Source organism: Pseudomonas sp. LSJ-87, assembly GCF_032971465.1.
Taxonomy (GTDB): domain Bacteria; phylum Pseudomonadota; class Gammaproteobacteria; order Pseudomonadales; family Pseudomonadaceae; genus Aquipseudomonas; species Aquipseudomonas putida_Z.
In genome coordinates this window covers 191,155-213,150 of sequence record NZ_JAWJYQ010000019.1, presented here as the reverse complement: position 1 = coordinate 213,150, position 21,996 = coordinate 191,155, and the positions used below count along the sequence as shown (strand labels likewise).

Here is a 21,996-nt window from a genome sequence, read left to right as displayed (position 1 = left end):
GATGGGGATGCCACGGTCGTACTTTGCGACGGTGGATTACAGCTTCTGACCTGAACTGCCTGCACCGGCCTCTTCGCGGGTAAACCCGCTCCCACAGGGATATCACAGAATTCGAATACGGTGAGGTACCTGTGGGAGCGGGTTTACCCGCGAAGAGGCCGGCACAGGTAGCACAAAAACATCTACCGCCCCGTCACAATTTAGTTATAAGATAACGTTTCAGTTGACATCCATTCCTATCAGCGACCTCCCATGACAAGCGCCAGCGCCACCCCCACCCTGCTCAACCAGCGCCTGCAGAGCATCGATGCCCTGCGCGGCCTGGTGATCCTGTTCATGCTCCTGGACCATGTCCGCGAAACCTTCTTCCTGCACCGCCAGGTCAGCGACCCGATGGCCATCGATACCACCGAGCCTTCGCTGTTCTTCAGCCGTACCCTGGCCCACCTGTGCGCGCCGGTGTTCGTCATGCTGACCGGCCTGTCGGCCTGGCTGTACGGCGAGAAACACCAGGGCCGCGGCGATGTCTCGGCGTTCCTGTTCAAGCGCGGGCTGTTCCTGGTGGCGCTGGAATTCACCCTGGTCAACTTCGCCTGGACTTTCCAGCTGCCGCCCAGCGTCATCTACCTGCAGGTGATCTGGGCGATCGGCGTGAGCATGATCGCCCTGTCGCTGCTGGTCTGGCTGCCACGTGCCGCCCTGATCGCCCTGGGCGCAATCATCATCGCTGGCCACAATCTGCTCGATGGCCTGCACTTCGGCGCCGAATCCGCCCTGCATGTGCCATGGGCGATCCTGCATGACCGGGGTTGGCTGGAGTTCTCCGAAAACCTGCGCCTGCGCACCTCCTACCCGGTGCTGCCGTGGATCGGTGTCATCGCCCTGGGCTACGGCCTGGGCCCGTGGTTCGCCCGTGGCAGCGCGGCCGGCCAACGCCAGCATCGCCTGCTGCTGGCCGGGCTGATCGCGCTGCTGGGCTTTGTCGTGTTGCGCCTGGTCAACGGCTACGGCGAGGCGCCGTGGAGCGCTTACCCGACCGTCACGCAAACCCTGATGAGCTTCTTCAACATCACCAAGTACCCGCCGTCGCTGCTGTTCCTGGCCCTGACCCTGGGCTGTGGCCTGCTGTTGCTGCGCGCCTTCGAACGCGCCGGCCAGGCCCGCTGGATCAGTGCCCTGGCGGTGTTCGGCGCGGCACCGATGTTCTTCTACCTGCTGCACCTGTATGTGCTGAAGCTGCTGTACCTGGCCAGCGTGGCGCTGTTCGGCCGCAACCATGGCGACTACTTCGGCTTCGACGGCATCGCCGCGGTGTGGCTTGGGGCAGTGCTGCTGGCGGTTTCGCTGTACCTGCCGGTGCGCTGGTTCGCCCGCCTGAAGGCGCGGCGGCGCGACATCACCTGGCTGAAGTACTTCTGAAAAGCGTTTTCACCCGGCGGCACGATGGTCTACCATGCCGGCCGCCGGTTTCCACCACGGAATCAATAGGGAATCCCAGGCCCGCCAATTCGGGCCAAACGGAACTGCCCCCGCAACTGTAGGTGCCGAGCCTGCTCCATCGATGCCACTGGGCCACGAACCCGGGAAGGCCGGAGCCAGGCCATGACGCACCAGTCAGGAGACCTGCCGGCCTACATTCACCAACCGGCGGGGTGTCCGGGATTGGCCATCAGTGTTGCCCCTGCCGCCAGCGGGGGCTCGGCGATGCCTGTCCGTGCGTTCCTCACCCGAACTGTCCGATAGGAGATCGCCCAGCATGCTGCCCCGTTTTGCCACCCTGCTCGCCGGCCTCGGCCTCACCGGCCTGGCCCAGGCTGCTGCCACCCATTACCCGCTGACGGTCGACAACTGCGGCAAGCCGCAAACCTTCGCCCAGGCGCCGCAACGCACGGTCACCATTGGCCAGGCCGGAACCGAGATGCTCTACGCGCTGGGGCTGGGCGACAAACTGGCGGCCACCTCGCTGTGGTTCAACAACGTGCTGCCCGAGTACCAGGTGCAGAACGCCAAGGTGCCGCGCCTGGCCGACAACGAGCCCAGCTTCGAGGCGGTAGTGGGCAAGCGCCCGCAACTGGTGACGGTGCAGTTCGAATGGATGGTCGGTGCCCAGGGCGTGGTCGGCACCCGCGAGCAGTTCGATGAACTGGGCATCCCCACCTACCTGCTGCCGTCGGACTGCGAAGGCAAGGACAACCTGGTGGGCGCCGATGGCACCCGCCTGCAGGCGTTCCAGGTCGACACTATCTACAAGAGCGTCAGCCAGCAGGCGGCAATCTTCGATGTGCAGGACCGTGGCACGGCCCTGAATGCCGAGCTCAGAGGCCGCCTGGACAGTGCCAAGGCGCAACTGGCCGACAAGGACCTGTCCGCTACCTCGGCGCTGTTCTGGTTCTCCAGCGCCGACCTGCACATCGACCCCTACGTGGCGGGCCGCCAGGGGGTCGCCGACTTCATGCTGCGCACCCTCGGCGTGCGCAACGTGGTCGAGTCCAGCGAAGAATGGCCGACCGTAGGCTGGGAAACCCTGGCCAAGGCCAACCCCACCTGGCTGATCATTGCCCGCATGGACCGCCGCCGCTACCCCGCCGACGACTACCAGAAGAAGCTGGCATTCCTGCGTAGCGACCCGGTAACGCGCAACATGGACGCGGTGAAGCACGATCGCATCATCATCCTCGACGCCGACGCCATGCAGGCCGGCATTCGCTTGTTCAGCGGCCTGCAGACACTGGCCACCGCCTTCGCCAGCGGCAAAGCAGCCCAGTGATGATGCGCCTGTTACCCTGCATCGCCGTTGCCCTGGCCGCCCTGTTGGCGGCCCTGCTGGCCGGCACCGCCATCGGCGAAACCAACCTGTCGCCCGGCGTGGTCGGCCAGGTGCTGGCCAACCACCTGTGGCAGGCCGGCTACCCGGTCGACCCGATCGACGCCGGCATCGTCTGGAACTACCGCCTGCCCCGCACCCTGGTTGCTGCGGCCTGCGGTGCCGGCCTGGCCACCTGCGGCGTGATCCTCCAGGCACTGTTGCGCAACCCGTTGGCCGAGCCTTACCTGCTGGGGCTGTCTGCCGGCGCCTCGACCGGTGCGGTGCTGGTGGGCCTGCTGGGCTTCGGCAGCCTGGCGCTGAGCATGTCCGGCGGTGCCTTCATCGGCGCCCTGGCAGCGTTCGCTTTGGTGCTGGTGCTGGCCCGGGCAGCCGGCCCCAGCAGCAACAACGCCCAGGTGATCCTTGCCGGGATCGCCGGCTCGCAACTGTTCAACGCCCTTACCGCCTTCCTCATCACCATGTCGGCCACCGCCGAGCAGGCGCGCGGCATCCTGTTCTGGCTGCTGGGCAACCTCAGTGGCGTGCGTTGGCCTTCGGTGTGGCTGGCCGTGCCAGTTGTACTGTTCGGGCTGTTGGTGTGCCTGTGGCATCGCCGTGCCTTGGATGCCTTCACCTTCGGCGCCGACTCGGCGGCATCGCTGGGTATCCCGGTGCGGCGTACCCAGTTGCTGCTGATCAGCTGCGCGGCGCTGGTGACCGCCGTGATGGTGTCCATCGTCGGCGCCATCGGTTTTGTCGGGCTGGTGATCCCCCATGCCCTGCGCCTGCTGCTCGGCCCCGGGCACAGCCGCCTGCTGCCCGCCAGCGCACTGGGCGGGGCACTGTTCCTGATTGCCGCCGACATCCTGTCGCGCACCTTGATCCCGGGCCAGGTGATCCCCGTTGGCGTGGTCACCGCGCTGCTCGGCGCACCGGTCTTCGCGCTGATCCTGGTCAGCCGCCGGGGGCGCCCATGACGGTCATGACGGCGCTACAGCTGGCCCCCTTGAGTTGCCAGCACCTGGGGCTGCAACTGGCCGGCAACACCGTGCTCAGCGATATCGAACTGAGCGTTGTCGCGGGTGAAACCCTGGGCATCGTCGGCCCCAACGGCTCCGGCAAATCCTCGCTGCTGAAGGTGCTGGCCGGGCTGCGCAAGCCAGGCAGCGGCAGCGTGCAACTGCTGGGCGAACCGCTGGCACGGTTGCCCCGACGCCGTGTCGCCCAGGCCTTGGCGCTGGTCGAACAACAGGCCGACACCCTCGATGCGATCAGCGTGTTCGATGCCGTTGCCCTGGGCCGCACCCCCTGGCTGTCGGCGCTGGCGCCGTTCTCCCGGGAGGACCGCACGATCGTCGAGCAGGCCCTGGCCGACCTCGACGCCCTGCACCTGCGCACCCGCCTGTGGGGGTCGTTGTCCGGTGGCGAGCGCCAGCGCGTGCACATCGCCCGTGCCCTGGCACAGCGGCCGCAGGTGCTGCTGCTGGACGAGCCGACCAACCACCTGGATATCCAGCACCAGCTGAGCCTGTTGCAACAGGTGCAGGCCCTGCCGGTGACCACCCTGGTGGCCTTGCACGACCTCAATCAGGCGCTCACCTGCGACCGCGTCGCGGTGCTCGACAAGGGCCGCCTGGTCGCCCTCGGCAAACCGCTCGATGTGCTTACACCCGAGCGCCTGCTGAACACCTTCGGCGTGCACGCCCATTACCTCATCGACCCCTTCGACGGCGCGCACATCCTGCGTTTTCGCGCCCCCTGAACAGGAAGTTCTGCCCATGCCGCGCCCTGCCGTTTTGCTGCTCGCCAGCGCCCTGCTCGCGCCCCCTGCGCTGGCCGACTCCGCCCAGTCGCAAAGCAACGGCTTTGTCGAGGATGGCCGCTGGAGCCTGCTCAACCGCAGCGTATTCGACCAGCGCGACTACAAGCATGGCGGGCGCAACAGTGCCGGGCGCAACGCCTACAAGCCGCGCGATGAACGTAGCGGCAAGGCCGAGGAATGGGCCTATGGCCTGATGGGCACCTTCCGGTCCGGTTTCACCCAGGGGCTGATTGGTGTCGGGGTCGACGCCCACGCCTACCTGGGCGTGCAACTCGACAGCGGCGGCGGGCGCGTGGGCAAGGCACGCTTGCTCGGGGTGGATAACGAGGGGCACCCGAAGAACGAATACAGCCGTGCCGGCGCGGCGCTGAAACTGCGCATGTCCGATACCGTGCTGTCCTACGGTGAGCAACGGGTCAAGACCCCGGTGTTCAGCTCCTCCGACAGCCGCCTGCTGCCCGAGACCGCGACCGGGTTCTTCCTTGACAGCACCGAGTTCGACCACCTCAGGCTGGTGGCCGGGCACTTCAACGAAAACGCCGACCGCAATGCTTCCAGCCACGACCAGGGCTTCGTGGTGAACTACTCCAATGGCCCCCAGGGCAACAGCTTCGATTTGGCCGGCGTGGTGTGGAACCCCGGCGCCGCCTTCAGCGGCAGCCTGTACACCTCACGCTACCAGGACAGCTGGAACCAGCATTACCTGGGCAGCACCCTCAGCCATGCCCTGGATGAGCGACGCAGCCTCATCCTCGACCTCAACCTGTACCGCACGACCGACACCGGCAAGGCGCTGTCCGGGCACATCGACAACACCACCTGGAGCCTGGTCTCGCGATACGACCACGGGCCGCACGGTTTCAGCCTGGGCTGGCAGCAGGTGGACGGCAACACGCCATTCGACTACGTGACGCGAGGGGCGATCTTCATTGCCAACGCGGTGCAGATGTCGGACTTCAACGCGCCGAACGAGAAATCGTGGCAGGCGCGCTATGACCTGAACATGGGCGCCTACGGCGTACCGGGGTTGAACCTGACGGCGTTGTACGTGCGCGGGTTCGATATCGACGGCAGCCATGTCGACCCTGCGGGCGGGTATGCGTACCTGGGGTATGGCAAGGGGGGCAAGCATTGGGAGCGCGACCTGGAGGCACGGTATGTAGTGCAGAGCGGCAAGGCCAAGGGCACCGCGTTTTCGCTGCGGCATAACGTGCATCGGGGCAATACGGCGCAGGCGGAGCTGGATGGGGACCAGATACGGTTGGCGGTGGAATGGCCGTTGGGGGGTGGGTTCTGATGTTTCGCGTGACCTGAAAAATCCTGGGGCCGCTGCGCGCCCCTTTCGCGACACAAGGCCGCTCCCACAGGTGCAATGCACCTTCAGAAACCTGTGAGGGTCTTGTGGGAGCGGCCTTGTGTCGCGATGGGCCGCACAGCGGCCCCCAAAATCCATCAGGCAACCACAACTGCCGTATAATCGGCAGCACTCACTGCCCAACCAGGCCACGCCATGCCTCGCCTCCAGAAGTTGCTGCTGCCCCTGCTGCTGACTGCAGCCCTCACCGCCTGCGACCAGAAACCCTCCCGTGAAGAACAGATCCTGGCCCAGCTGCCGCTGCAGGATGCCTACACGCACAACATCGAGCGCATGGCCGCGCTGCTCGGCCGCACGCACCCGCAGCTGCCGCAGGCGACCATCCAGGGCGTGCTGCGCAAGCACCTGACCGTCGAGGACCAGCGCCAGGACCTGTTCCGCCTGTACAGCGAAAAGAACTTCAGCGATGCCGAGTTCGCCACCATCGTCGAGGCCACCCAGGACCCGGCCAAGGCCCGCGCCCTGGAAGACACCGAGGCCGGCAAGCGCCTGAGCGAGAAGCTCACCGCCCTGATGCGCGAATCGGCCCGCGACGCGAAGGTGCAGGCCCTGGCCGAGCAGCGCATGCAACAGGTGGAAGACGAACTGGACGCGCTGGAAAAGGCAGGCTCCTGAACGCGGTTCCCCACTGCGCTCATAAGGCGTAAGGTTGTTCCCATTTCGTAGCTGTTTTCGATCACCCGAGGTCAGGATTGCCACACGCCAAGCACGGACTGCGCCTGGATCTACGCACACTCATTCTGGTGCTTTGCGCCCTTACCGCCGTGGTCATGCTGTGCGCCAGCTACTTCGCCAGCTACCGGGTGCAACGCCAACTGCTGATCGACCATGCCCTGGAAGCCAACCGGGTGTATGCGATGAAGCTGGCAAGCATCACCGAGACCTTTATCGACAACGCCTTGCAGCAGCTGTCGTTCAGCGCTGGCGTGCAAGGCCGCCAGCTAGGTGACGCCGTCGCCCTGCAGGTGGAGGCCGAGCGTGTCCTGAGCCAGAGCATGGCCTTCAATTCCACCTTCGTGATCGATGCCAACGGGGTGCTGTTGGCGATTTCCCCCGCCCCTTTGCGGCACCTGGTCGGCAGCCACATGCATTCGCCCGGTGTCCAGGAGGCGCTGCAGGCGCGCCGCCCATTGGTGTCGACGCCCTACATATCGGCGGCCAAAAACCTGGTGGTGGCGCTGTCGCAACCCATTTTCGACAGCAATGGCCGCTACCTGGGGTATGTCGGCGGCAGCCTGTACCTGCGTGAACGCAACATCCTCAACAGCCTGCTGGGGGAGCATTTCTACAAGGATGGTTCCTACCTGTACGTGGTCGACCGCAACCGCCGTCTGCTGTATCACCCCGATAGCCAGCGCGTGGGGACGGTGGTTGAAGGCAATGAATTGATCGATCAGCTGGCGAGCCTGGGCAGTGGTACCCGGCAACTGACCAACAGCCTCGGCGTGGAAATGCTCGCCGGATACGCCACCGTGCCCAGCGCCGGTTGGGGCGTGGTGGCGCAGCAGCCGCTGACCCAGACAGTGACGCCGCTTAGCCACCTGATCCTCAACGTGGTCGGCACCTCCGCACCGTTGGCGCTGGTGGGCAGCGTGCTGCTGTGGTGGCTGGCCATGACCATCGCCCGGCCGCTGTGGCAGCTGGCCGCCGGCGCCCGCTCGATGGACCGGGCCGGCACTGCCGAGCGCCTGCATCGGGTACCGGCCTGGTACTTCGAGGCGGCCGAGCTGAAGCGCGCGCTGCTGTTTGGGCTGAACCTGCTGCATGAACGCATCGGCCGGCTCAACCGCGACGCCCAGACCGACCCGCTGACCGGCCTGGGCAACCGCCGCAGCCTGGAGTTCAACCTGTCGTTGCTGGAAGCCGAGGGCCGGGCATTTGCGGCCATCGTGCTGGATGTCGACCATTTCAAGCGGGTAAACGACCGCCACGGGCACGAGGTGGGTGACCAGGTACTGCGCCGGCTGGCGGAACTGATGCGCCGCTGTTGCCGCGAGGGTGACCTGCTGTGCCGCACCGGCGGCGAGGAGTTCCTGATGCTGCTGCCGGGGGCCGGCCTGGACGTTGCGGCAGTGGTGGCCGAGCGGCTGCGGGTGACGGTGCAGGATACGCCAGTGGAGCCGGTGGGGGCGGTGACCGTTTCGCTGGGGGTGGCGCGTTGGGATGGCGAGGCCGAGAGCGAACCGGGGGATGCGTTGAGCGAGGCTGACCGGGCGCTTTACCGGGCCAAGCAGGAGGGGCGTAATCGGGTGGTTGTTGCCTGAACGCCCTTGCTTGCCTGTTCCGGCCTCTTCGCGGGTAAACCCGCTCCCACAGGTACCCCGCAGCCCTCAAGGGCGGTGCATAACCTGTGGGAGCGGGTTCACCCGCGAAAGGGCCGGAACAGACACTACACAGCTCAAGGCAAACCGATTGCCACATGACGGAATGAACTTGGCAGGCCGTAACATTCCTTGTCATAAAACTGTCTTGTTCCAGTCATAGGATTGACCCCAACCTGACATTTTCACTTCATGGATGAGTATCTAATGCGTCGTGTGGTTTTCAATCAGAAAGGTGGCGTCGGAAAGTCCAGCATCGCCTGCAACCTTGCCGCCGCCAGTGCCGCCGAAGGCTACCGGACCTTGCTGGTCGACCTCGACCCGCAGGCCAATGCCACCTACTACCTGACCGGTCTGGTCAATGACGCCATTCCTTCCGGCATCGCCGATTTCTTCCGCCAGACCTTGTCGCCAGTCACCGCTGCCGGCAAGAAGCACCGGGTGGCTATCACCGAAACCCGCTACAGCAACCTGCACCTGGTGACCGCCAGCCCCGACCTCAGCGACCTGCAAGGCAAGCTGGAGAGCAAGTTCAAGATCAACAAGCTGCGCAAGCTGCTGGTGGAACTGGGCGAGGACTACGAGCGGATCTACATCGACACCCCGCCGGCGCTCAACTTCTATACCTTCAGCGCGCTGGTGGCGGCCGAGCGGCTGTTGATCCCGTTCGACTGCGACAGCTTTTCGCGCCAGGCCCTGCACTGCGTCATGGCCGAGGTCGAAGAACTGCGCCAGGACCACAACCCGGCGTTGCAGGTGGAAGGTGTGGTGGTCAACCAGTTCGCCGGGCGCACCGCACTGCACCAGACCCTGGTCGAGCAATTGCGCGGTGAAGGCATGCCGGTGCTGCCGGTGTACCTGAGCAGTTCGATCAAGATGCGTGAATCGCACCAGGCCTCGGTGCCGCTGGTGCACCTGGCGCCGCGGCACAAATTGGCGCTGGAGTTTGTTGATTTGCTGGATGTACTGGAGCGTGCGGCCTGATAGAACCCTGGGGGCGCTTTGCGCCCCTTTCGCGACACAAGGCCGCTCCTACAAGGCATCGCGTCAAATTGCAGCCCCAAAATATCAAGCCCGGACCACTACCCGACCATTCGTCCGGATGGTAGATTCGCCGCCATGAAAACCACCCGGCAAACCCGCACGCTGACCGCCTGGACGCTCTACGCCAGTGTCCTGTTCAGCCTGGTTCTGTGCGGCCTGCACCATGGCCAGATGGGTGGCCTGCGCCTGGCCGGCCTGGAAAGCGGTTTCTGCTCGATCAACAGCGAACACGGCGTTGCCATCGACCTGGATGGCGCCGGCGGTGATCAGCACATGGCCCAGCTCGACTGCCCGGTGTGCTCCTCGTTCGGCCTGGCCGTGCCGCTCAGCAGCAGCGGCTGGTCGTTCACCCCTACGCAAGCCGTGGCCACCTCGCCCATCGTGGTGCGCAGCTGGGCGCAACCGCCGCCGCGCTATCAACGCCCCGCCCTCAACCCCCGCGCCTCCCCCGTCGCTTTCCCCGCAGCCGTACTTCATTTCGCCTGACCTCAGCCGGGCGCGCCTGACTGCGCGCGCTCGCGGTCAGCCATGACCTTTGCGTGGAAGACACACCAACATGCTTCGCAAAACCTCCCTGGTGCTCCTCATGGGCACCTGCAACCTTGCCTGGGCGGATGCTGCCCCGGTGGAACTGAGCGCCACCACCATCGACGGTGAACGCGACGCCGCCAGCGGCGTGCAACTGGACGAGCCGATCCGCACCGGTTCGCGCCTGGGCCTCACCGCGCGGGAAACGCCGGCCTCGGTCAGTGTCTCGGACCGCCGCCTGATCGAGGAGCGCGGCGCCAAGGACAGCCAGGACGTGATCAACGCCATGACCGGTGTCAACGCCTCGGCCAACCCCGGTTTTGGCGGCTTCGTCGCCTACCGCGGCTTCACCCAGAACCAGGTTACCCAGTTGTACAACGGCATCAACCTGGGCTACAGCAGCGCCACCCGGCCAGTGGATGCCTGGGTGCTCGACCGCGTCGAACTGATCGGCGGGCCATCGTCGTTCCTGCATGGTGCGGGCGCGGTGGGCGGCTCGATCAACTACATCACCAAGTTGGCCAGCCGCGATCAGCAGACCATCGACGGCCGTATCCGCCATGGCAGCTTCGACGACAGCGAAGTGGCGTTCGGCATCAACCAGGCACTGGCCAGCAACCCCGCCGATGCCCGCCATTTCGTGCGCCTGGACTTCAGCCGCGGGCAGGGCAACGGCTACATCGACCGCAACGAACGGCAGACCGACAGCCTGGCCTTCTCGTTGCTGAGCGACCTCACGCCCAACCTCACCCACACCCTGGCCCTGGAGTACCAGGAAGACCGCGAAGACAGCCCTTACTGGGGCTCGCCGATCCTGCCCGGGCGCAGCACGATGAAGATCGACAAAAGCCGCCGCTTCGAAAACTACAACGTCGGCGACGGGCGCTACGAGCAGCGGGTACGCTGGCTACGCTCGATCCTCGACTACCAGCTCAGCGACAGCACCAGCGTGCAGAACACGCTGTACCACTACAACGCCCAGCGCGACTACCGCAACCTCGAACGCTACAGTTACACCAGCGATGGCAAGGTACAGCGCAGCAGCCCTTACCTGCAGCGCCACGACCAGAACCTGTTGGGCGACCGCATCGAGCTGCGCCACGACAACCAGCTGTTCGGCCTGGCCAGCCAGTGGTCGCTGGGGCTGGATTACTCGCGCATGCGCCAGACCCTCTACCCCACCTCGAGCAGCTGGAGCGATGTGGTCGATGCCGAGCACTTCGACCCCGGCAGCTTCGACGGCATCCCCGGGGTGAATGCCGGCCTGACCAAGCAACGCCGCCACGAGGTGACCAACCGCGCGGTGTTTGCCGAAAACCGCCTGCAACTCACCGAGCGCCTGGCCCTGCTGACCGCCCTGCGCTACGACTACCTCGACATGCAGGTGACCAACTACGGCGCGGTAACGCCAACCTCGCCGGCGTTCTTCGAACGGCGCTGGGAACCGCTTTCCGGGCGTATCGGCCTGACCTACGCGCTGACCCCCTCCGCCAGCGTCTATGCGCAGTACAGTACCTCTGCCGACTTGCCGGCCGGCTCGCTGGCGGCAGCGACCTATTCCAACGTCGGGCTGTTCGACCTGTCCAAGGGCGAGCAGTGGGAAGTGGGCAGCAAGTTCGACTTTCTCGACGGGCGCGGCGCAGCCACGCTGGCGTTGTACCAGATCGTGCGCAAGGACTTTGCCGTGCGCGACTCCAACGACGCCAACCTCACGGTCCAGGCCGGGCAGCAGACCTCACGCGGTGTCGAGTTGTCCGGGCGCCTGCAGGTGACGCCGAAGCTGCTGGCCGAGGCCAACTATGCCTATGTCGATGCGCAGTACGACGCGTTCAACGAGGCGGTCAACGGCGTGTCGGTATCGCGCAAGGGCAACGCACCGGTGAACGTACCGGCCAGCGTCGCCAACCTGTGGCTGACCTACAGCCTGACCCCGGCGTGGTCGGTGGGGGCAGACGGGCGCTACGTGGGCTCGGTGTATGCCGACAACGCCAACAGCCTCAAGGCCCCGGCGTACACCCTGTTCGGCGCGTTCGCCCGCTACCGGCTGGATGAACACACCACGCTCACTGGGCGGGTACGCAACCTGACCGACGAGGTGTATGCCAAGCAGGCCTACAACAGCCAGTACTACATGGGGCCGCCGCGTACCTTCGAGCTGGCGCTGGATATGCGCTTCTGAGCCCATGGCCCTATCGCCGGCAAGCCAGCTCCCACAGGTACTGCACAAGCCTTGAGTGCGGTGCAAATTCTGTGGGAGCTGGCTTGCCGGCGATAGGGCCATCAGGGGCAGCCCATCATGTTCGGTTGAATCAGGTATCCCGAGGTCGCCCTCGACAAAGCGCCTTCCAGCGCCCGGCTATCTACTGGCAAGCACAACAATGATGGCGCGGCCCGACCGCGCCACTTTCATCATGCCTGCCAATGGAACCGGAGAGCACTCGCATGCCCGCACCTCACGAGGTATCCCCCGCCACCCTGCGCCGGGTGATCGCCGCCTCGGCCATCGGCAATTTCGTCGAATGGTTCGACTTCGCCGTCTACGGCTTTCTCGCTACCCTGATCGCCAGCCAGTTCTTCGCCAGCGAAGACGCCAGCGTGGCCTTGCTCAAGACCTTTGCGGTATTCGCCGTGGCGTTCGCCCTGCGCCCGCTGGGCGGCATCGTGTTCGGCGCGCTGGGTGACCGCCTGGGGCGCAAGCGCATCCTGTCGCTGACCATCCTGCTGATGGCCGGCTCCACGACCCTCATCGGCCTGCTGCCGACCTACGCCAGCATCGGCCTGGCAGCCCCCGCGCTGCTGACCCTGGCGCGCTGCCTGCAGGGCTTTTCCGCCGGTGGCGAGTATGCCGGGGCCTGCGCCTACCTGATGGAGCATGCGCCCAACGACAAGCGCGCCTTCTATGGCAGCTTCGTGCCGGTGTCGACCTTTTCCGCCTTTGCCTGCGCGGCAGTGATTGCCTATGGCCTGGAAGCCAGCCTGTCGGCCGAGGCGATGAATGCCTGGGGCTGGCGCATCCCGTTCTTGATCGCCGCGCCGCTGGGGCTGGTCGGCCTGTACCTGCGCTGGCGCATGGAAGAAACCCCGGCGTTCCGCGAAGCCATCGCCCAGGGCAAGGAGCATGAACATTCGCCGCTCAAGGAAACCCTGCGCAACCATGGCCGAGCGATCCGCAACCTGGGGGCCTTCATCTCGCTGACCGCGCTGTCGTTCTACATGTTCACCACCTACTTCGCCACCTACCTGCAACTGGTCGGCAACCTGACCCGCGCGCAATCGCTGCTGGTAACCACCGTGGCCTTGCTGTTCGCCGCGGTCGGCTGCCCGCTGGCCGGGGCGTTCTCGGACCGCGTCGGGCGGCGCAAGACCATCGGCTTTACCTGCCTGTGGGTGATGCTGTGCGTGTTCCCGGCGTACTGGCTGGCCAGTTCCGGCTCGATGTCCGGTGCGCTGCTGGGGGTGATCCTGCTGGCGGTGGGGGCGTTGTGCAGTGGCGTGGTCACGGCGGCATTGCTGTCGGAAAGCTTCCCTACCCGCACCCGCTATACCGCTTCGGCAATTACCTACAACGTGGCCTATACGCTGTTTGGCGGTACCGCACCGCTGGTGGCGACCTGGCTGATCGGGCAGACCGGCAGCAGCCTGGCTCCGGCGTTCTACTTGGTGGTGATTGCACTGGTGGCGTTGGTGGGTGGGTTGGCGTTGCCGGAGACTTCGCGGATTTCGCTGCATGATGAGGCTAGGGGCGACGGTGCAAGGACTGGGGCTCGTCGTACTGTTTGAGAATTTGGGGCCGCTTTGCGGCCCATCGCCGGCAAGCCAGCTCCCACCTCGACCGCATCACCCTCAAGCCATGTGCAATCCCTGTGGGAGCTGGCTTGCCGGCGATGGGCTGCACAGCAGCCCCCTACTTCTCAGTTTTCCTGCACCTCTTCCCGCCGATACGCCCACTGATACAACGCAGGCAACACCAGCAAGGTCAGTGCGGTGGACGACAGAATCCCGCCAATCACCACGGTCGCCAGCGGCCTTTGCACCTCGGCCCCGGTCCCGGTCGCCAAGGCCATCGGGATGAACCCCAGCGACGCCACCAGTGCCGTCATCAGCACCGGCCGCAAGCGCGTCAGCGCGCCCTCCTCGACCGCTGCCCGCAGCGTGCGCCCTTCCTCCCGCAGGCCACGGATAAAGGCGATCATCACCAGCCCGTTGAGCACCGCCACCCCCGACAAGGCAATGAACCCCACGCCAGCGGAAATGGACAACGGAATATCCCGCAACCACAGCGCCAGCACCCCGCCGGTAAGGGCGAACGGGATGCCGGTGAACACCAGCAGGCCATCCCTGAGGTTGTTGAACATCATCAGCAACAGCGCCATGACCAGCAGCAAGGCCACCGGCACCACCACCTGCAGGCGCTCGGCCGCCGACTGCAGTTGCTCGAACTGGCCCCCCCAGCGGGTCCAGTAACCCGGCGGTATCTGTACCTGCTCGATCAGCGTCTGCTCGGCCTCCTCGACGAACGAACCCAGGTCGCGCCCGCGCACGTTGGCACTGACCACCACCACCCGCTTGCCATCCTCGCGGCTGACCTGGTTCGGCCCCAGCTGCAGGTTCAGCGTGGCGACCTGCGACAGCGGGATGAAGCCTATTTGCCCGGCACCCGCAGCAGCACTGGCCGGCACCGGAATCAGCAGGCTGCCCAACCCGTCGACATCGGTGCGCAGGGTTTCCGACAGGCGCACCACCATGTCGAAACGGCGGTCACCTTCGTACAACGTGCCGGCCGTGCGGCCACCCACGGCAATGGCAATGGCGTCCTGCACATCACCCACGTTGAGGCCATGGCGGGCCGCCTTGTCGCGGTCGATATCGATGGTCAGCACCGGCAGGCCGGTAGTCTGCTCGACCTTTACCTCGGACGCGCCCGGCACGCCTTGCAGGCTGCTGGCGATCTGCGCGGCTGTGCGGTTGAGCACGTCCATGTCATCACCGAAAAGCTTCACCGCCACATCGCTGCGCACCCCGGAAATCAGCTCGTTGAAGCGCAGCTGGATCGGCTGCGACAGCTCATAGTTGCTGCCCGGCACGCTGGCGGCGGCACGTTGTACCTCGGCGATCAGCTCATCACGCGGCTTGCCCGGGTCGCCCCATTGCTCACGCGGACGCAGCATCACATAGGCGTCGGAAATGTTCGGCGGCATCGGGTCGGAGGCGATCTCGGCGGTGCCGGTGCGGGCGAACACCCGCTGCACTTCCGGCACCTGGGCGATGATCGCCTGTTCCAGGCGCTGCTGCATGTCGACCGACTGCGACAGGCTGGTACCCGGCACCCGCAGGGCCTGCAGGGCGAAGTCGCCTTCGCTGAGGCTGGGGATGAACTCGCTGCCCATGCGGCTGGCCATAACCCCGGACAACAACACCAGGGTAGCGGCGCCAGCGAACGCCAGCTTGCGCCGGCCCAGCACCCAGGCCAGCACCGGGGCATAGCGCTGACGCGCCGTGCGCATTACCAGGCCTTCCTCTTCCTTGACCTTGCCGGTGACGAACAGGGCAATGGCCGCCGGCACGAAGGTAACCGAGAGGATCATGGCACCAAGCAGGGCGATGACCACTGTAAAGGCCATAGGGTGGAACATCTTGCCCTCCACCCCGGTCAGGGCAAAGATCGGCAGGTACACCACCATGATGATCAGCTGGCCATAGATCAGCGGCCGACGCGCCTCACGGGCGGCAGCGAACACTTCATGGAAGCGCTCGGTGCGGGTCAGCATGCGGCCATGGCGTTGCTGGGCGTGGGCCAGGCGGCGGATGGCGTTCTCCACGATCACCACCGCGCCGTCGACGATGATGCCGAAGTCCAGTGCGCCCAGGCTCATCAGGTTGGCGCTGACCTTGTTGCTGAACATGCCGGTGAAGGTGAACAGCATCGACAACGGAATGACCATGGCGGTGATCAGCGCCGCGCGGATGTTGCCCAGGAACAGGAACAACACAGCGATGACCAGAATGGCGCCTTCGACCAGGTTCTTCTTCACCGTGGCGATGGCCTTTTCCACCAGGTTGGTGCGGTCGTACACCGTCACCGCGACCACGCCCTTGGGCAGGTTGCGGTTGATCTCGACCAGCTTGGCGGCGACCGCCTGGGATACCGTGCGGCTGTTCTCGCCAATCAGCATGAACACCGTGCCCAGCACCACTTCCCGGCCGTTTTCGGTGGCCGCGCCCGAGCGCAGTTCTTCGCCCAGGCCGACCTGGGCAACATGGCTGACGCGGATTGGCGTGCCATCGACACTGGAGATGACGATGTTGGCGATATCCTCGGCCGAGGCCACCTGGCCTGGCGCGCGAATCAGCAACTGCTCGCCATTGCGCTCGATGTAACCGGCGCCGACGTTGGCGTTGTTGCGCTCCAGCGCCGCGATCAGGTCGTTGAGGGTGAGTTTGTAGGCCGCCAGGCGCTTGGGCTCCGGCGCAATCAGGTACTGCTTGGCATGGCCGCCGATGCTGTTGACCTCGGCCACCCCGGGCACGTTGCGCAGCTGCGGCTTGATGATCCAGTCCTGAATCACCCGCAAGTCGGTCGGGGTGTAGGGCGTGCCGTCTTCCTTCAGCGCGCCCTGCTCGGCTTCCACCGTCCACAGGAAGATTTCACCCAGCCCGGTGGAAATCGGCCCCATGCCCGCTTCGATGCCGTCGGGCAACTGCTCACGCGCCACTTGCAGGCGCTCGTTGACCAGTTGGCGGGCGAAGAACAGGTCGGTGCCGTCGTCGAAAATGACCGTGACCTGCGACAGACCCGAGCGCGACAGCGAGCGGGTCTGCTTGAGCCCGGGCAGGCCGGCCATGGCGGTCTCGATGGCGAAGGTGATGCGCTGCTCGGTCTCCAGCGGCGAATAGCCGGGTGCAGCGGTATTGATCTGCACCTGGACGTTGGTGATGTCCGGTACAGCGTCGATCGGCAGTTTCTGGTAGCTGTGGATACCCACCGCGGCCATCAGGACCACGGCCAGCATCACCACCAGGCGCTGCTCGATGGCGAATTGGATCAGGCGTTCGAACATGCAGACGTCCCCGTGATCAATGGCTGTGCTCGGCCGAGCCTTTGCCCAGCTCGGACTTGAGGACAAAGCTGCCGGCAGCGGCCACCTGGGTTCCGGCGGCAAGGCCGGTGGTGATTTCCACCTGGCCGGCGTCGCGGCGGCCGGTCTTCACCGGGCGGGCCTCGAAGCCTTCCGCGGTACGGGCAAACACCACGGTCTGCTCCTCCCAGGTTTGCAGTGCGCTTTGCGGTACCACGACAGCGGCGTTGAAGCGTTCGACGCTGACCGCGACATTGACGAACAGCCCGGGGCGCCAGGCGCCGTTGGGGTTGGCCAGCGTGGCGCGGACAGTGGCGGCACGGTTCTGCTCGCCGAGCAGGCTGCCGACGTAGTTGACCTTGCCCTCGACCTGGGCGCCCAGGTCCGGCGCGCTGATCGTCACATTGCGGCCGGTGGTCACCTTGTCCAGGTCGCGCGGGGCGACGGCGAAGGTGGCCCAGACCCGGCTCAGGTCAGACAGGGTGAAGGCATTGCTGGTCTCATCGACCACCTCGCCCACGGTCAGGTGCTTTTCCACCACCACTGCATCGAACGGCGCGCGCAGCTCATAGCGGTTGCCGGCGCCGGCCGGGCCCACGGCGGCGACCTTCTGCCGGGCGTTGGCCAAGGCAATCTCGGCTTCCTGCAACGCCTGGCGGGCCTGCAAGTAATCCTGCTCGGCACTGATGCGTTCCTGCCACAGCTGCTGTTCGCGCTGGAAGGTCAGGCGCGCCAGTTCCAGGCGGCGCTGGGCAGCCTGTTGTTCGCTGCGCAGGTCGGAAATCTGCTGGCTGGCAATTACCGCCAGCACCTGACCACGCTTTACCGCCTGGCCCAGCTCGGCTTGCACCGACTCGACCACACCGGGCACGCGTGGCACGACGTGGGCGGTGCGGTCCTCGTCGAAGCGGATTTCACCCGGGAAGCTGATGGCGGTGCCCAGTTCACGAGGGCCGGCATCGGCCAGTTGCACACCGGCAGCTTCGATCTGGGCGATGGACAGGTGCAGCTTGCCCTCTTCTTCTTCGTGGCCTTCGCCGGCCTGTTCCTCGCCGTGGCCGTGGCTGTCTTCGCCGTGGTCGTCGTGCCGGGCTTCAGTGCTCGACGCCTTGCCGAGGTTGCCGGTCCAGGCCAGGCCACCGAGGCCAAGCGCAGCAATGGCGGCAGTCAGAAGGGCTATCTTGCGTGGATTAGTCATTGTTGCTCCTGCTGTTAAATTTGTTGCTCAGCCCATCGAGGTCGCCATAGATCCGCTCGACCTGCGCCCGCGCGTCGGTTGCCGAGGCCAGCGCCTCGAGGTACAGCCCGCGCGCCTCGATCAGCGTGCGCTGGGCGTCGAGCACATCGAGAAAGGCGAACTTGCCCATTTCGAAACCGCGTGTGGCGGTGTCCACGGCCTGCTGGGCAGAAGGCAGGATGGTGCGGTCATAGGCCTGCACTTCCTGCATGGCCGTGGTCCACTGGCTGACGGCACTGCGGGTTTCACTGCGCAGGCGCAGCTCCACGGCGTTGCGCAGGTCACGCGCCTGGTCGGCACGGCGGGCCGCGGCCAGCACGTTGCCCTGGTTACGGTCGAACAGCGGCAAGGGCATCGACAGGCCCACCACATTGACCCGCTCGCGGTCTTCGCGGCTGTACTGGCTGCCAAGGCTGACGGTGAGGTTGGGAATGCGCAGGGCCTTTTCCGAACCCAGGGACGCTTCGCCGCGCTCGACCTGGGCGGCGGCCAGGCGCCATTCAGCCGTTTGCTCGACCTGGTCGAGCAGGGCGTCGGCGCTGGGCGCATCACCGGGGGACAGGTTGGCGGCCTGCAACTGGTCGAAGCTTGCCAGCGGGCTGCCGGTCAACCGTGCCAGGGCCTGGTAAGCCACACTGCGCTGGGTTTGCGCACGGCGCACTTCAGCCTGGGCCTGGGCCAACTGCACCTGGGCCCGGGTGGCCTCCACGGGCGATGACTGGCCAGCGGTCACCCGCCCCTGCACCACTCGCAGCCCACGCTCGGTCAACGCCTGCGATTGCTGCGCCAGCTCCAGCGCGGTCTGCGCGCGCAGGGCCGCGTGAAACGCCTGCACCACATCGGCGCGCAGGCCGTTGCGCTGGCGCTCCAGGTCCAGCTGGGCAATGGCCTGGCCGGCACCGGCCACGGCGATGCGTGCACCGCGCTTGCCGCCCAGCTCCAGCGGTTGGCTGAGGGTGACAGTGGTGGTGCTGGTGTCACGGCGAGTGTCCTCGACCTCCCAGGACAGCTCCGGGTTGGGGATCAGCCCGGCCTGGCGCCGCTCGCCATCGGCGATACCGATTTCCCGGCCGGCCGCGGCCAGCTCCGGGTTCTGGGCAAAGGCGGCGTCAAGCGCCTGTGGCAGGCTCAGGCTCTGGCTGGCCTGGGCGCTGGCGGCAACAGCCAGCAACAGGCAGAGCAAGGCGGTCTTGCGGGGGATGGGCACGAAACAGGTCCTCGTCAGCGAGCTTTGGCGAGGGACTGTAGAAAGCCGCGCTTATCGGGGCGGTGGCGGGAAAATTACAATTTTGTAATCAAGCTGCAGGCGACAAAGCTGGAGCCCTATGGAGTTCCTGTGGGAGCTGGCTTGCCGGCGATAGGGCCGGTACAGGCGATATCAAGTTCGATAATCGCCCACTTTTCCGGTACAGCGGTTTAGTCCGATTGACCAAACTAACCAGTCGGTACAAAACTAGACGCATCCAACAACAACAAAGCGATGCCCGTCATGAAGCCCCTCATTCTCGTGCTCAACGGCCCCAACCTGAACATGTTGGGCACCCGCGAGCCTGCCCAATATGGCCACGAAACCCTCGCCGACCTGGCTCAGGGCTGTGCCGATACCGCCCATGCCCACGGCCTGGAAATCGAATTCCGCCAAACCAACCACGAAGGCGAACTGATCGACTGGATCCATGCCGCCCGTGGCCGCTGCGCCGGCATCGTGATCAACCCCGGTGCCTGGACCCATACCTCGGTGGCCATCCGCGATGCCCTGGTGGCCAGCGAAGTGCCGGTAATCGAGGTGCACCTGTCCAACGTGCACAAGCGCGAACCGTTCCGTCACCTGTCGTTCGTATCATCCATCGCCGTCGGGGTCATCTGCGGCCTGGGCAGCCATGGCTACCGCATGGCCATCAGCCACTTCGCCGAAATGTTGCAGGAGCACAGCGCATGAGCCAGCAAGCCATCCTCGCCGGCCTGATCGGCCGTGGCATCCAGCTGTCGCGCACTCCTGCCCTGCACGAACACGAAGGTGATGCCCAGGCGCTGCGCTACCTGTACCGGCTGATCGATGCCGACCAGCTGCAACTGGACGACAGCGCCCTGCCCGGCCTGCTCGACGCCGCCCAGCATACCGGTTTCACCGGGCTCAACATCACCTACCCGTTCAAGCAGGCGATCCTGCCGTTGCTCGACGAACTGTCGGACGAAGCCCGCGGCATCGGCGCGGTGAACACCGTAGTGCTCAAGGACGGCAAGCGGGTCGGCCACAACACCGACTGCCTGGGCTTTGCCGAAGGCTTGCGCCGTGGCCTGCCTGATGTGGCACGGCGCCAGGTGGTGCAGATGGGTGCCGGTGGTGCCGGTTCGGCCGTGGCCCATGCCCTGCTGGGTGAAGGGGTCGAGCGGCTGGTGCTGTTCGAAGTGGACGCGGCCCGTGCGCAGGCCCTGGTGGACAACCTGAATGCCCATTTCGGTGCCGGGCGCGCCGTGGTCGGCAACGACCTGGTCACGGCCCTGGCCGAAGCGGACGGGCTGGTCAACACCACACCGGTGGGTATGGCCAAGCTGCCGGGCACACCGCTGCCGGTGGAGCTGCTGCATGCGCGCCTGTGGGTGGCGGAGATCATCTACTTCCCGCTGGAGACCGAACTGCTGCGCGCCGCCCGGGCGCTGGGCTGCCGCACCCTGGATGGCAGCAACATGGCCGTGTTCCAGGCGGTGAAGGCGTTCGAGCTGTTCAGCGGGCGCCAGGCGGATGCGGCGCGGATGCAGGCGCACTTCGCCAGTTTCACCTGACAGACAGGGGTTGGCTTCTTCGCGGGCTTGCCCGCTCCCACAGGTACTGCGCAGATTTCACTGATTACGCAAATCCCTGTGGGAGTGGGCAAGCCCGCGAAGAGGCCGGCACAGACAACTCACCCTTTCTCATCCAGCAACGCCTGTATCACCTGCTCCTGCCCACCATAATCCCCCTCGCCAAAGTGCACATGGCGCACCTGCCCCTTGCGGTCGACAAAGTAATGCGCCGGCCAGAACTGGTTGCCCCAGGCATTCCACACCTTGTAGTCGTTATCCACCGCCACCGGGTAACCAATCCCCAGGCTGGCCACCTTGTCACGCAAGGTGCCTACATCGTGCTCGTAGTCGTACTCCGGGGTGTGCACGCCGACCACCACCAGGCCCTGGTCGGCATAGCGCCGCGCCCATTCGTTCACGTGCGGCAGGCTGCGCCGGCAGTTGATGCAGTCCCAAGTCCAGAAGTCCACCAGCACCACCTTGCCCTTGAGCCCGGGGCCATCCAGCGGCGCCGAGTTCAGCCACTGGCTGGCGCCGGACAGCGACGGCATGGCACCGTAGCTGTCGCGGGCCATCAGGTGCCCGGCCAGGCCCAGGCCGGCCAGCGCCAGGGCAATACCGCCAACCTTCAACAACAAGCGGCGATCAATTCTCATGGCAACCGCCGGTGGCGTAGGTGCGGTACTGCACGCTCTGCTGCTGGCCCTTGGAGTCGAGGTAGTCCATGCGGGTGTTCACCAGGCCGCAGGCGTCGCTCTGGTCGTCCTGTATCGACAGCACTTTCTTCACATCCAGGTGGTCACCGTAGCGGTACTGCATGACCCCGGTATCGTCCATCGGCATCGTGGAGGCCTGGGCGGCAATGGCGCCAAAGCTGAGCACGGCGAACAGGCTGGCACGGGCGAAGGTAATGAAGTTCATGGCATCTCTCCTGTGTAACGCTTGAGGGTGGGGAGTTGTGCTCCCCGGTCGAGAGCCATTTCACGCCGGCCAGGTATCCCGT

18 protein-coding genes and 1 riboswitch are annotated in these 21,996 nt (G+C 65.7%); of the genes, 13 read left to right on the top strand and 5 right to left on the bottom strand.

The annotated features are described in order from the left end of the window. Positions 1-252: 252 nt before the first annotated feature. The 11 genes from RYH74_RS13285 (at position 253) to RYH74_RS13235 (ending at position 13,676) form a co-directional block, all read left to right on the top strand. Positions 253-1,419: a DUF1624 domain-containing protein gene (locus RYH74_RS13285; protein WP_317409529.1), complete on the top strand. Its 1,167-nt coding sequence runs from the start codon at positions 253-255 to the stop codon at positions 1,417-1,419. A gap of 28 nt (positions 1,420-1,447) precedes the next feature. Continuing rightward, positions 1,448-1,646: riboswitch (cobalamin riboswitch) on the top strand. Positions 1,647-1,756: 110 nt separating this feature from the next. Next, on the top strand, positions 1,757-2,767 hold the full coding sequence (locus RYH74_RS13280) for an ABC transporter substrate-binding protein (protein ID WP_317409528.1): 1,011 nt from the start codon (positions 1,757-1,759) through the stop codon (positions 2,765-2,767). Continuing rightward, positions 2,767-3,783 (top strand): FecCD family ABC transporter permease, encoded by a 1,017-nt coding sequence (locus RYH74_RS13275; protein WP_084785139.1) that lies wholly within the window; start codon positions 2,767-2,769, stop codon positions 3,781-3,783. The genes RYH74_RS13280 and RYH74_RS13275 overlap by 1 nt, the downstream gene beginning before the upstream one ends. After that, on the top strand, positions 3,780-4,568 hold the full coding sequence (locus tag RYH74_RS13270) for an ABC transporter ATP-binding protein (protein WP_317409527.1): 789 nt from the start codon (positions 3,780-3,782) through the stop codon (positions 4,566-4,568). The genes RYH74_RS13275 and RYH74_RS13270 overlap by 4 nt, the downstream gene beginning before the upstream one ends. Positions 4,569-4,584: 16 nt before the next feature. Continuing rightward, a complete protein-coding gene (locus RYH74_RS13265; protein WP_317409526.1) occupies positions 4,585-5,925 on the top strand; it encodes an OprD family porin in 1,341 nt (446 codons plus the stop codon). Positions 5,926-6,138: 213 nt separating this feature from the next. Beyond that, positions 6,139-6,618, top strand: coding sequence for a hypothetical protein (locus RYH74_RS13260; protein WP_085663195.1), 480 nt, complete (start codon positions 6,139-6,141; stop codon positions 6,616-6,618). A gap of 77 nt (positions 6,619-6,695) precedes the next feature. Then, positions 6,696-8,267, top strand: a complete 1,572-nt coding sequence (locus tag RYH74_RS13255) for a diguanylate cyclase (RefSeq protein ID WP_317409525.1) — start codon at positions 6,696-6,698, stop codon at positions 8,265-8,267. A 264-nt stretch (positions 8,268-8,531) separates the two neighbouring features. Continuing rightward, positions 8,532-9,308 carry a ParA family protein gene (locus tag RYH74_RS13250; RefSeq protein WP_025338510.1) on the top strand — a complete coding sequence of 259 codons (777 nt, stop codon included), beginning with the start codon at positions 8,532-8,534 and terminating at the stop codon, positions 9,306-9,308. Between the two features lie 135 nt (positions 9,309-9,443). After that, positions 9,444-9,854, top strand: coding sequence for a DUF2946 domain-containing protein (locus RYH74_RS13245; protein WP_075044660.1), 411 nt, complete (start codon positions 9,444-9,446; stop codon positions 9,852-9,854). Positions 9,855-9,924: 70 nt separating this feature from the next. Continuing rightward, a complete protein-coding gene (locus RYH74_RS13240) occupies positions 9,925-12,075 on the top strand; it encodes a TonB-dependent receptor (RefSeq protein WP_317409523.1) in 2,151 nt (716 codons plus the stop codon). A gap of 263 nt (positions 12,076-12,338) precedes the next feature. Beyond that, positions 12,339-13,676 carry an MFS transporter gene (locus RYH74_RS13235; RefSeq protein WP_075044658.1) on the top strand — a complete coding sequence of 446 codons (1,338 nt, stop codon included), beginning with the start codon at positions 12,339-12,341 and terminating at the stop codon, positions 13,674-13,676. 131 nt (positions 13,677-13,807) lie between these two features. Here RYH74_RS13235 and RYH74_RS13230 read toward each other — a convergent pair whose 3' ends face one another. The 3 genes from RYH74_RS13230 to RYH74_RS13220 are packed head-to-tail and all read right to left on the bottom strand — an operon-like array spanning position 13,808 to position 19,416. Beyond that, on the bottom strand, positions 13,808-16,954 hold the full coding sequence (locus RYH74_RS13230) for a CusA/CzcA family heavy metal efflux RND transporter (protein WP_317409522.1): 3,147 nt from the start codon (positions 16,952-16,954) through the stop codon (positions 13,808-13,810). A 16-nt stretch (positions 16,955-16,970) separates the two neighbouring features. Continuing rightward, positions 16,971-18,170, bottom strand: a complete 1,200-nt coding sequence (locus RYH74_RS13225; RefSeq protein WP_075044656.1) for an efflux RND transporter periplasmic adaptor subunit — start codon at positions 18,168-18,170, stop codon at positions 16,971-16,973. Further along, the gene (locus RYH74_RS13220; protein ID WP_084785137.1) at positions 18,163-19,416 is read right to left on the bottom strand and encodes a TolC family protein; all 1,254 of its coding nucleotides are present in this window, start codon (positions 19,414-19,416) and stop codon (positions 18,163-18,165) included. The genes RYH74_RS13225 and RYH74_RS13220 overlap by 8 nt, the downstream gene beginning before the upstream one ends. Positions 19,417-19,698: 282 nt before the next feature. Between RYH74_RS13220 and aroQ the strand changes: the two genes are divergently transcribed. After that, on the top strand, positions 19,699-20,148 hold the full coding sequence (gene aroQ / locus RYH74_RS13215; RefSeq protein WP_025338505.1) for a type II 3-dehydroquinate dehydratase: 450 nt from the start codon (positions 19,699-19,701) through the stop codon (positions 20,146-20,148). Beyond that, complete coding sequence (locus tag RYH74_RS13210; protein ID WP_075044654.1) at positions 20,145-20,993, top strand: shikimate dehydrogenase; 849 nt, start codon at positions 20,145-20,147, stop codon at positions 20,991-20,993. Before aroQ ends, RYH74_RS13210 begins: the two co-directional genes overlap by 4 nt. A 119-nt stretch (positions 20,994-21,112) precedes the next feature. Here the strand turns inward: RYH74_RS13210 and RYH74_RS13205 are convergent, their stop codons facing one another. Beyond that, entirely contained in the window at positions 21,113-21,649 is a 537-nt protein-coding gene (locus RYH74_RS13205; RefSeq protein ID WP_075044653.1) for a thioredoxin family protein, read from the bottom strand. Then, the gene (locus RYH74_RS13200) at positions 21,639-21,914 is read right to left on the bottom strand and encodes a DUF2790 domain-containing protein (protein ID WP_025338502.1); all 276 of its coding nucleotides are present in this window, start codon (positions 21,912-21,914) and stop codon (positions 21,639-21,641) included. Before RYH74_RS13200 ends, RYH74_RS13205 begins: the two co-directional genes overlap by 11 nt. Positions 21,915-21,996 lie beyond the last annotated feature (82 nt).

Coding starts and splice junctions, on each gene's coding strand:
- RYH74_RS13285 (WP_317409529.1), top strand. CDS start 253: ATGACAAGCGCCAGCGCCACCCCCACCCTGCTCAACCAGCGCCTGCAG.
- RYH74_RS13280 (WP_317409528.1), top strand. CDS start 1,757: ATGCTGCCCCGTTTTGCCACCCTGCTCGCCGGCCTCGGCCTCACCGGC.
- RYH74_RS13275 (WP_084785139.1), top strand. CDS start 2,767: ATGATGCGCCTGTTACCCTGCATCGCCGTTGCCCTGGCCGCCCTGTTG.
- RYH74_RS13270 (WP_317409527.1), top strand. CDS start 3,780: ATGACGGTCATGACGGCGCTACAGCTGGCCCCCTTGAGTTGCCAGCAC.
- RYH74_RS13265 (WP_317409526.1), top strand. CDS start 4,585: ATGCCGCGCCCTGCCGTTTTGCTGCTCGCCAGCGCCCTGCTCGCGCCC.
- RYH74_RS13260 (WP_085663195.1), top strand. CDS start 6,139: ATGCCTCGCCTCCAGAAGTTGCTGCTGCCCCTGCTGCTGACTGCAGCC.
- RYH74_RS13250 (WP_025338510.1), top strand. CDS start 8,532: ATGCGTCGTGTGGTTTTCAATCAGAAAGGTGGCGTCGGAAAGTCCAGC.
- RYH74_RS13245 (WP_075044660.1), top strand. CDS start 9,444: ATGAAAACCACCCGGCAAACCCGCACGCTGACCGCCTGGACGCTCTAC.
- RYH74_RS13240 (WP_317409523.1), top strand. CDS start 9,925: ATGCTTCGCAAAACCTCCCTGGTGCTCCTCATGGGCACCTGCAACCTT.
- RYH74_RS13235 (WP_075044658.1), top strand. CDS start 12,339: ATGCCCGCACCTCACGAGGTATCCCCCGCCACCCTGCGCCGGGTGATC.
- RYH74_RS13230 (WP_317409522.1), bottom strand. CDS start 16,954: ATGTTCGAACGCCTGATCCAATTCGCCATCGAGCAGCGCCTGGTGGTG.
- RYH74_RS13225 (WP_075044656.1), bottom strand. CDS start 18,170: ATGACTAATCCACGCAAGATAGCCCTTCTGACTGCCGCCATTGCTGCG.
- aroQ (WP_025338505.1), top strand. CDS start 19,699: ATGAAGCCCCTCATTCTCGTGCTCAACGGCCCCAACCTGAACATGTTG.
- RYH74_RS13210 (WP_075044654.1), top strand. CDS start 20,145: ATGAGCCAGCAAGCCATCCTCGCCGGCCTGATCGGCCGTGGCATCCAG.
- RYH74_RS13205 (WP_075044653.1), bottom strand. CDS start 21,649: ATGAGAATTGATCGCCGCTTGTTGTTGAAGGTTGGCGGTATTGCCCTG.
- RYH74_RS13200 (WP_025338502.1), bottom strand. CDS start 21,914: ATGAACTTCATTACCTTCGCCCGTGCCAGCCTGTTCGCCGTGCTCAGC.